Origin of the sequence: Mycobacterium colombiense (assembly GCF_001953985.1) — a bacterium.
Taxonomy (GTDB): domain Bacteria; phylum Actinomycetota; class Actinomycetes; order Mycobacteriales; family Mycobacteriaceae; genus Mycobacterium; species Mycobacterium colombiense_B.
Map to the genome: position 1 here is coordinate 80088 of NZ_MBEI01000071.1, position 9651 is coordinate 89738.

Genomic DNA, 9651 nt, shown 5'->3' on the forward strand with positions numbered 1-9651 from the left:
GCGCCCACCCGCGTCGGTGTTCGGGTTTATCGTGACAGCGCAATGCCGCTTCATCTGCACCGTGCCGAGCGCACCGATCTGTTGGCCGACGGTCTCGGCGCTCTGCTGGCCAACCCGCTGACCGACCCGTTCGCCACCGAGCTCGTCGTGGTGCCGGCGCGCGGCGTGGAGCGCTGGCTCAGCCAGCGGTTGTCGCACGTGCTCGGTGCGCGCGGCGGTGACGGGGTGTGCGCCGGGGTGGCGTTTCGCAGCCCGGGCTCGCTGATCGCCGAGATCACCGGTACCGCCGACAACGATCCGTGGTCGGCGGACGCCATGGCCTGGCCGCTGTTGGAGGCGATCGACTGCTCGCTGGACGAGCCGTGGTGCCGCGCGCTGGCCATGCATGTGGGCCACTTCCACACCGGCGCGGAGGCCGAGCTGCGCCAGGGCCGCCGATACGAGGTGGCGCGCCGGCTGGCCGGCCTGTTCGACTCCTACGCGCGGCAGCGCCCGCAGCTGCTCGTCGACTGGGGCAACGGCGAACCCGGTGATCTCGACGAGGACCTGCGCTGGCAGCCCGAGCTGTGGCGGGCGCTGGTGGCGCGGGTCGTCCGCGACCCGCCGCACGTCCGCCACGCCAAGACCATCGCGCGGCTGCGGGATGCGCCCAGCGAGCTGCCGTCCCGGCTGTCGCTGTTCGGGCACACCCGGCTGACCCGCACCGATATCGAGCTGTTGGAGGCGGTGGCCACCCACCACGACCTGCATCTGTGGCTACCACACCCGAGCGAGGTGCTGTGGCGCGCGCTGGCCGGCGCCCGCGGCGCGATCCCCCGGCGCGACGACGTCAGCCACCGCGCGGTGTCGCATCCACTGCTCGCGACGCTCGGGCGAGACCTGCGCGAACTGCAACGCGGCCTGCCGGCCGATCCGGTGACCGACGACTACCTGGCCGGTGCCGCGCCCCCGGACACGCTGCTCGGCTGGCTGCAGTCGGACATCGCCGCCAATGCCGTTCGCCCACTTGGCCGCACGATGGCGGCCGGCGACCGGTCGGTGCAGATCCACAACTGCCACGGCCCGGCCCGCCAGGTCGACGTGCTACGCGAGGTGCTGCTCGGGTTGTTGCAGGATGATCCGACGCTCGAGCCGCGCGACGTCCTGGTGATGTGCCCGGACATCGACGCCTATGCGCCGCTGATCATGGCCGACTTCGGCCTGGGCGACGTGGTGCACGGCGCCCATCCCGCCCACCAGTTGCGCGTGCGGCTGGCGGACCGCTCGCCGATCCAGACCAACCCGCTGCTGGGGGTGGCCGCGCAACTGCTGGCCCTGGCGGCCGGCCGGGTGACCGCCAGCGAGGTGCTCAACCTGGCGCAGGCCGCGCCGGTGCGCGCCCGATTCGGATTCACCGACGACGACCTCGAGGCCATCACCCGCTGGGTCCGGCAGGCGAACATCCGGTGGGGGCTGGATCAGCAGCATCGGCGGCCCTACCACGTCGACTTCGTCCACAACACATGGCGTTTCGGCATCGACCGGATACTGGCCGGCGTCGCGATGTCCGACGATTCGAACGCGTGGATAGACGCGACGCTGCCGCTCGACGACGTCAGCAGCAACCGCGTCCAATTGGCCGGGCAATTCGCCGAATTCGTCGCCCGGCTGCAGCACACCCTCGACTCGCTCACCGGGACCAGGCCGCTGACCGAATGGCTGGCCGCCCTCACCGAGGGCATCGCGCTGCTGACGCGGGTCCGCGCTGCGGACGAATGGCAGAACGGTCAGATGCAGCGCGAGTTCGCGCAGACGCTGGGTCAGGCCGGGCCCCGGGGCGACATCGCGTTGCGGCTGCCCGACATTCGCGCGCTGCTCAACCAGCGCCTCGCCGGTCGCCCGACGCGGGCCAACTTCCGCACCGGCACCCTGACGGTGTGCACGATGGTGCCGATGCGCTCGGTGCCGCACCGGGTGGTGTGCCTGGTCGGGCTGGACGACGGGCTGTTCCCGCGGCTCGGCATCGTCGACGGTGACGACGCACTGGCCCGGTGCCCGATGACCGGGGAACGCGACATCCGTTCCGAGGACCGCCAATTGCTGCTCGACGCGATCGGCGCGGCCACCGAGAGGCTGGTGATCACCTACACCGGCGCCAACGAGTACTCGGGGCAGCCGCGGCCGCCGGCGGTGCCGCTGGCCGAACTGCTGGACACCCTCGACGTCACCACCACGACCAAGGTGCGTGACCGCATCGTCGTGGAACATCCGTTGCAGCCGTTCGACATTCGCAACGTCATCCCCGGCGGCCTGGTCCCGGGCGTGCCGTTCAGTTTCGACCCCACGGTGCTGCGCGCGGCGCGCGCGACCACCGGCGACCATGGCGAACAGCCGAAATTCATCTCGGCACCGCTGCCGCCCCCGCCGCCCGGCGACGTCATCCTCGCCGACCTGGTCGGCTTCTTCAAAGACCCGGTGAAGGGCTTCTTCCGCGCACTGGAATTCACGCTGCCGTACGACGTCGACGGCGTGCAGGACGCCATGCCCGTCGACATCGACGGCCTCGAGGAGTGGACCGTCGGCGACCGGATGCTGGGCGACATCCTGCGCGGGATGACTCCCGACGACGCGCGGCAAGCCGAGTGGCGGCGCGGCACGCTGCCGCCGGGTCAGCTGGGCTGGCGCAAGGTCACCGAGATCCGCGACCAGGCCGCCCTGCTGGCGAGCGAGGCGCTTCGGCATATGCGCAGGGACCGCCCGGCCGGCGCGTCAGCCTATGACGTCGACGTCGACCTCGGTGGCGGGCGGCGCCTCACCGGCACGGTGTCGCCGGTCTATGACGACCGCCTGGTGTCGGTCACGTATTCGCGCCTGGACGGCAAGCATCTGCTCGAATCGTGGATCCCGTTGCTGGCGTTGGCCGCTCACGATCCCGGCCGCGACTGGGCTGCGGTGTGCATCGGCCGCATGCGCCGGGGCGCCAGCACCCGGGTCGAGGGGCTGGGTCCGCCGCGCGACGCTGAACAGGCCATCGAGGTGCTGCGCGAGCTGGTGGCGATCTACGACGCCGGACGCCGTGAGCCGCTTCCCTTGCCCATCAAGACGTCCTATGCCTGGGCCGCCGCCCGCTACGAGGGCGAGGACCCGGTGACCGAGGCGCGGTACCGATGGAAATCCAGCGACCGCTTCCCGGGCGAGGACCAGGCCCCGGCACACGCGCGGGCGTGGGGCAAGGGCGCGCCGCTCGAGGAGCTGATGCAGCCGGTGCGGCCGGGCGAGGAATGCGACGGCGAGGACAACCGGCTCGGCGCCTACGCCGCACGGGTCTGGCTGCCGATGCTGCGCGCCGAGCGGAAGGCGGTCTGATGGAGCGCTTCGACCTGTTGGGTGCGCTGCCGGCCGAGCGCTCCACCACCGTGCTGGAGGCCAGCGCGGGCACCGGCAAGACCTTCGCGTTGGCCGGTCTGGTCACGCGGTACATCGCCGACGGGGCCGCGACGCTGGACCAGATGCTGCTCATCACGTTCGGCCGCGCCGCCAGCCAGGAGCTGCGCGAACGCGTCCGCTGCCAAATCGTCGATGCCGTAAGGGCTTTCGCCGATCCGTCGGCCGTCGGCGACAACCAGGTGGTGACCTACCTGCTGGACGGCACCGACGAACAGCGTGCGGCGCGCCGACAGCGCCTTCGCGACGCCCTTGCCGGTTTCGATGCGGCGACGATCGCCACCACCCACCAGTTCTGCCAGCTGGTGCTGCGCTCGCTCGGCGTCGCCGGGGACACCGCGGCCGGCGTGACGCTGCTCGACAGCCTCGACGACCTGGTGACCGAGATCGTGGATGACCTGTACCTGGCCCACTTCGGCCAGGAGCGCGACGATCCGGCGCTGCACTACCGCGAAGCGCTGCGGCTCGCGCGCGAGGTCGTCAAGAATCCGTCGACCCAGCTGCGCCCGCTCGACCCGGATCCCGACTCGCGGGCCGCCGCCAGCGTCAGGTTCGCCAATGATGTTCTGGCCGAACTGGATACGCGCAAGCGCCGGCTCGGGGTGCTCGGCTACGACGACCTGTTGATCCGGCTGGCCGACGCGCTGGCCACCGACGACTCCCCCGCCCGGCTGCGCATGCATCAACGCTGGCCGATCGTGATGGTCGACGAGTTCCAGGACACCGACCCGGTGCAGTGGCAGGTGATCGACCGCGCGTTCAGTGGGCGCTCCACCGTCATTCTCATCGGCGATCCGAAGCAGGCGATCTACGCGTTTCGCGGCGGCGACATCGTGACCTACCTGCGGGCCGCCGAGACGGCGGGTGAGCGCAAGACGCTGGACACCAACTGGCGCAGCGACTCCGCGCTGCTGCAGCGGCTGCAGGTGGTGCTGCGCGGCGCCCAACTCGGCGACCCGGCGATCGTGGTGAACGACGTCGACGCGCATCACCGCGGTCATCGCCTCGCCGGCGCGCCGCACAACGACCCGTTCCGGCTGCGCGTGGTCGCGCGGAAGACGTTGGGCCGCCGCGGTGTTCAGAACCTGCCGATCGACCAGGTGCGCGAGCACATCGGCGCCGACCTCGCGTCGGACATCCGCGCGCTGCTGGCCAGCGGTGCCACGTTCGCCGGTAGACCGCTGCAGGCCCGGGATATCGCCGTGATCGTGGAGAAGCACCGCGACGCGCACGCGTGCTTCAAGGCGCTCTGCGCCGCGGGCGTGCCCGCGGTCTACACCGGCAACTCCGACGTGTTCACCTCCGAGGCCGCCGAGGATTGGCTTTGCCTGCTGGAGGCCTTCGATCAGCCGCACCGGCCCGGGATGGTGCGCGCGGCCGCGGCGACGATGTTCTTCGGTGAGACCGCCGAAACGCTGGCGGCCGGCGGTGACGCGCTCACGGACCGGATCGCGAAGACCTTGCGGGAGTGGGCCGGTCATGCCCGCGAACGCGGCGTGGCGGCCATATTCGAGGCCGCCCAATTGCTGGGCATGGGCAATCGCGTGCTCGCCTGGCAGGGTGGTGAGCGACACATGACCGACCTGGCGCACGTCACCCAGCTGCTGCAGGATGTCGCACACCGCGAGCACTACAGCCTGCCCGCGCTGCGCGATTGGCTGCGCCGGCAGCGTGACGAGCGCAGCGGCGCCCCCGAGCGCAACCGCCGGCTGGACAGCGACGCCGCGGCCGTGCAGATCATGACCGTGTTCGTCAGCAAGGGGCTGCAGTACCTGATCGTGTATCTGCCGTTCGCGTTCAACCGCAACACCCAGGACAGCGATGTGGTGTTGTTCCACGACGAGGACGGCACGCGCTGCCTGCACATCGGCGGCAAAGACAGCCCCGACTTCAAAGCCGTTGAGCGCCTGGGGCGTAAAGAGGACGCCAGCGACGACAGCCGGCTGACCTACGTCGCGCTCACCAGGGCGCAGGCCCAGGTGGTGGCGTGGTGGTCGCCGGCGTACTACGAACCCAACGGCGGCCTGTCGCGGCTGCTGCGGGGCCGCCGGCCCGGCGAGCCGGTGGTGCCGGACCGATGCGAACCCGCCAAGGTCTCCGACGACGACGCCATGGCCCGGCTGCGCGAGTGGGAGGCGGCCGGCGGGCCGGTCATCGAGGAATCGCTGGTGACGCCGGCCCCGCCGCTGCCCGCCGAGCCGGTGCCCGGACGCCTGCAGAATCGCCACTTCCACCGCGGCATCGACACCGGCTGGCGGCGCACCTCCTACTCCGGTCTGATCCGGGCGGCGCAGACCAGCGGGGTGAGCAGCGAACCCGAGATCGGCGAGCTCGACGACGAAGCCGGCGACATTCCGTTGGTGTCCGCTGCCTCCGGGCCCGACGTGCCCTCGCCGATGGCGGACCTACCGGCCGGGGCCACGTTCGGCACGCTGGTGCACGCCGTGCTGGAGACGGCCGACCCGTTCGCCCCGGACCTGGCCGCCGAGTTGCAGACGCAGATCCGAGCGCATGCGGCGTGGTGGCCGGTCGCCGCGACCCCCGAGGAGCTGGCCGCGGCGATGGTGCCGATGCACGACACGCCGCTGGGCCCGTTGACGGGCGGCATGACGCTGCGCCAGATCGGATTGTCGGACCGGTTGCGCGAACTGGATTTTGAGATCCCCCTGTCCGGCGGTGATCGCCGTTCGACGGCGCCGCAGGTTCGGCTGGCGGACCTGGCGCCGCTGTTGCGCGAGCACCTGCCGGCCGATGACGTGCTCGCATCGTATGCCGACCGGCTGGCCGGACACGGGCTCGGCGACCAGTCGCTGCGCGGCTACCTCACCGGCTCGATCGACGCCGTGCTCCGCGTCCCCGAGGGCGCGGGGCACCGCTTCGTGGTGGTGGACTACAAGACCAACCGACTCGGCGACCCGGAACGACCGCTGACCGCCGCCGATTACGACCGGTCCCGGATGGCGGAGGCGATGCTGCACTCGGACTATCCGCTGCAGGCGTTGCTGTATTGCGCGGTGCTGCATCGGTTTTTGCGGTGGCGGTTACCCGACTACGACCCGAGCCGGCACCTCGGCGGTGTGCTCTACCTGTTCCTGCGGGGCATGTGCGGCGCGCAGACCCCGGTGCTCGACGGCCACCCGGCGGGCGTCTTCGGTTGGCGGCCGCCCTGGCCGCTGATCGCGGCCCTGTCGGACCTGCTCGACGCCCAGGGGGTGGCCGCGTGACGGTGGAGGTCATGTCGGCGACCGGACTGCTGCGCACGTTCAGCGATGCCGGTGTGTTCGAGCCCGCCGATGTCCATGTGGCGCAGCGGCTTACCTCGCTCACCGGCGAAACCGATGAGCGGGTGGCGCTGGCGGTCGCCCTGGTGGTGCGCGCGCTGCGGGGCGGTTCGGTCTGCGTCGACCTGCGCGCGGTGCCCGGCCAGGTCGACGCGGACGACGACCTGCCCTGGCCCGCCGCCGACGACTGGATGGCGGCGGTGCGGGCCAGCGCCCTGCTGCAGACGCCACCGGTGCTGCGGCTGCTGGGCGACCTGCTCTACTTCGACCGGTACTGGCTCGAGGAAGAGCAGGTCTGTACCGACCTGCTGGCCCTGTCAGTGACCGCGGTAACCGTCGAATCATCCAGCTACGAACGGCTTTTCCCGTCCGGCTACGAGGAGCAGCGGGCCGCCACCGAGATCGCGGTGGCGCAGGCGCTGACCGTGCTGACCGGTGGGCCCGGCACCGGCAAGACCACCACGGTCGCCCGTCTGCTCGCCCTGCTGGTCGAACAGGCGGAGCGGTCCGGTCTGCCGCGACCGCGGATCGCGCTGGCCGCGCCGACCCGGATGGCGGCCGCCCGGCTCGCCGAGGCGGTGGCCGCGGAAAGCGAGAAGCTCGCCGCGGTGGACAGGGCGCGCCTGACCGGGCTGTCGGGAACCACGCTGCACCGCCTGCTCGGTCCCCGGCCGGATACGTCGGTGCGGTTCAAGCACAATCGCGGCAATCGGCTGCCGCACGACGTCATCGTGGTCGACGAGACGTCGATGGTGTCGTTGACCATGATGGCGCGGCTGGTCGAAGCCGTGCGGCCCGACACCCGGCTGATCCTGGTCGGCGACCCCGACCAGCTCGCCTCGGTGGAAGCGGGCGCGGTGCTGGCCGACCTGGTGGACGGGCTGGCCGCCCGCGACGACGTTCGGCTGGCGGCCCTGCGCACGCCACACCGGTTCGGCACGTCGATCGGCGCCCTGGCCGAGGCGATCCGGGTCGGCGACGCGGACCGCGTCGTGGAGTTGCTCACGGCGGGCGGCGAACACATCGAGTGGGTGGATTCCGAGCGCCCCGCCGAGCGCCTGCGCGATGTGCTGGTCGCTCACGCGCTGCGGCTGCGCTCGGCCGCGCTGCTGGGCGCGGTTGCCGAGGCGCTGGCCACACTCGACGAGCACCGGCTGTTGTGCGCGCACCGCGAGGGACCCTACGGCGCGGCGCACTGGAACACGCTGGTGCAGAAGTGGATTGGCGAAGCGACGGGCCAGCCGGCCTGGTCGCAGTGGTACGCCGGGCGTCCCCTGCTGGTGACGGCCAACGACTACGGCCTGCGCCTCTACAACGGCGACACCGGCGTGACGGTGGCCGGTACGGACGGCCTGCGGGCGGTCGTCGCCGGCGCGACCGGACCGCTGGACTTCGCGACCAGCCGCCTCGGCGAGGTGGAGACGATGCATGCCATGACCATCCACAAGAGCCAGGGCAGCCAGGCGGACGAGGTGACGGTGTTGATACCGCCGGAGGATTCGCGATTGCTGACGCGGGAGTTGTTCTACACGGCGGTGACCCGGGCGAAGACCAAGGTGCGGGTGGTGGGCCCCGAGGCGTCGGTCCGCGCGGCGATCGAGCGCCGGGCGGTGCGGGCCACCGGGCTGCGGCAGCGGCTGCGGTCGTTCAGGTGACGGCGCCCATGGACGGCGACGACGCTCTGGCACCCGCATCGCATCCGGCCGCGGAACCGACATCGCGGCGTGCTCACGTCGCGCGGCTCGCCGTGTTCGTCGCGTTCCTGGGCGTGGTCTTCTATCTGGTGGCCGTCGCGCGGGTGATCAACATCGACGAGATCCGGGGCGTCGTGGCGGCGACCGGGCCGGCGGCGCCGCTGACCTACGTGGTGGTCTCGGCGGTGGTGGGCGCGTTGTTCGTGCCGGGCTCGATCCTGGCCGCGGGCAGCGGGTTGCTGTTCGGTCCGCTGCTGGGCGTCTTCGTGACGCTGGGCGCGACGGTGGGCACCGCGATCGTCGCGAGTTTCGTCGGCCGGCGGGCCGGCCGCGACAGCGCACGCGCGCTGCTGGGCGCCGCGCGGGCCGATCGCATGGACGCGCTGATCGGGCGCGGCGGCCTGTGGGCGGTCGTCGGGCAGCGCTTCGTCCCCGGCATCTCGGATGCGCTGGCCTCGTATACGTTCGGGGCGTTCGGAGTTCCGGTGTGGCAGATGGCCGTTGGCTCATTCATCGGCTCGGCCCCGCGCGCGTTCGCCTACACTGCGCTGGGGGCGTCGATCGGCGACCGGTCCTCGCCGTTGGCCTACGCGGCGATAGCGGTATGGTGCGTCAGCGCGATCGTCGGCGCGTTCGCCGCGCATCGCGGGTACCGCAAATGGCGTGGGCACGCGCGTCGCGACAAGGACGACGGTGCGCCGGAGGCGAATTCGTAAGGGCCACCCGCTACGGTTAAATCCCTTGTGCCACTTTGGTTCCAGTGGCCACAGAGGGGCGATACTTGTCGGTGGTGCTTCTTACACTTTGGGCATGGGCACCACCAGCCGTGAAGCGGTCATCAACGCCTTCGATGCGTTCGACGCCGGCGTTGTGGTGAAGCCTAGCGAGCGTGTTGAGGTGTTGTTCGAGGAGTTGGCGGAGTTGACCGGTCAGCGCAACGCGATTGATGGGCGCATGGTGGAGATCGTGGCCGAGATCGATCGCGACGGGCTGTGCGGGCTCACCGGGGCGCGGTCGGTGCCGGCGTTGGTGGCCTGGAAGACTGGCTGCTCGCCGGCCAACGCGCACACGATCGCCACCATCGCGAGCCGGCTCGAGGAGTTCCCGCGTTGCGTCCAGGGCATGCGCGAGGGCCGGTTGTCGGCCGATCAGGTCGGGGTGATCGCGGCGCGCGCCGGGGAGGGTTCTGATGAGCATTACGCGCAGCTGGCCGCGGTGGCGACGGTCAACCAGCTGCGTACTGCGGTCAAGCT

General features: G+C 71.4%; 5 protein-coding genes. All 5 read left to right on the plus strand.

Annotation, left to right across the window (positions count from 1 at the left end):
- The first annotated feature begins 42 nt into the window (after window positions 1–42).
- Window positions 43–3345 carry an exodeoxyribonuclease V subunit gamma gene (gene recC, locus A5732_RS23025; RefSeq protein ID WP_076103394.1) on the plus strand — a complete coding sequence of 1101 codons (3303 nt, stop codon included), beginning with the start codon at window positions 43–45 and terminating at the stop codon, window positions 3343–3345.
- A complete protein-coding gene (gene recB, locus A5732_RS23030; RefSeq protein ID WP_076103395.1) occupies window positions 3345–6647 on the plus strand; it encodes an exodeoxyribonuclease V subunit beta in 3303 nt (1100 codons plus the stop codon). Before recC ends, recB begins: the two co-directional genes overlap by 1 nt.
- Window positions 6644–8359: an exodeoxyribonuclease V subunit alpha gene (gene recD / locus A5732_RS23035; protein ID WP_436971837.1), complete on the plus strand. Its 1716-nt coding sequence runs from the start codon at window positions 6644–6646 to the stop codon at window positions 8357–8359. Before recB ends, recD begins: the two co-directional genes overlap by 4 nt.
- A gap of 8 nt (window positions 8360–8367) precedes the next feature.
- Window positions 8368–9114, plus strand: coding sequence for a TVP38/TMEM64 family protein (locus A5732_RS23040; RefSeq protein ID WP_076103396.1), 747 nt, complete (start codon window positions 8368–8370; stop codon window positions 9112–9114).
- A gap of 94 nt (window positions 9115–9208) precedes the next feature.
- The coding region (locus A5732_RS23045) for a DUF222 domain-containing protein (protein ID WP_142256662.1) at window positions 9209–9651 on the plus strand (443 nt) is incomplete at its 3' end.

Excerpts from the sequence above, each read along its gene's own strand:
- recC (WP_076103394.1), top strand. The coding sequence starts at position 43 with ATGCCGCTTCATCTGCACCGTGCCGAGCGCACCGATCTGTTGGCCGAC.
- recB (WP_076103395.1), top strand. The coding sequence starts at position 3,345 with ATGGAGCGCTTCGACCTGTTGGGTGCGCTGCCGGCCGAGCGCTCCACC.
- A5732_RS23040 (WP_076103396.1), top strand. The coding sequence starts at position 8,368 with ATGGACGGCGACGACGCTCTGGCACCCGCATCGCATCCGGCCGCGGAA.